At 51.1% G+C, this 446-nt stretch carries 1 rRNA gene; it reads left to right on the top strand.

Annotated elements, in window-relative coordinates:
• Positions 1-446 (top strand): 23S ribosomal RNA (locus QWF21_RS18110); the annotation flags it as partial.

The following is a 446-nucleotide window of genomic DNA, read 5'->3' as shown; positions in this document are numbered from 1 at the left end:
TGGAGGACCGAACCCACTAATGTTGAAAAATTAGGGGATGACTTGTGGATCGGAGTGAAAGGCTAATCAAGCTCGGAGATATCTGGTTCTCCTCGAAAGCTATTTAGGTAGCGCCTCGAGCGAATACCATTGGGGGTAGAGCACTGTTTGGGCTAGGGGGTCATCCCGACTTACCAACCCCATGCAAACTCCGAATACCAATGAGTACTACTCGGGAGACACACGGCGGGTGCTAACGTCCGTCGTGGAAAGGGAAACAACCCAGACCGCCAGCTAAGGTCCCAAAGTTATGATTAAGTGGAAAACGATGTGGGAAGGCATAGACAGCTAGGAGGTTGGCTTAGAAGCAGCCACCCTTTAAAGAAAGCGTAATAGCTCACTAGTCGAGTCGGCCTGCGCGGAAGATGTAACGGGGCTAAATCATACACCGAAGCTGCGGACTTGTG

The sequence above is a fragment of the Alkalimonas mucilaginosa genome (assembly GCF_036327005.1).
Classification (GTDB): domain Bacteria; phylum Pseudomonadota; class Gammaproteobacteria; order Enterobacterales; family Alteromonadaceae; genus Alkalimonas; species Alkalimonas mucilaginosa.
The sequence above is the reverse complement of the archived record's forward strand: the minus strand, read 5'-3'. Positions and strand labels throughout refer to the sequence as shown.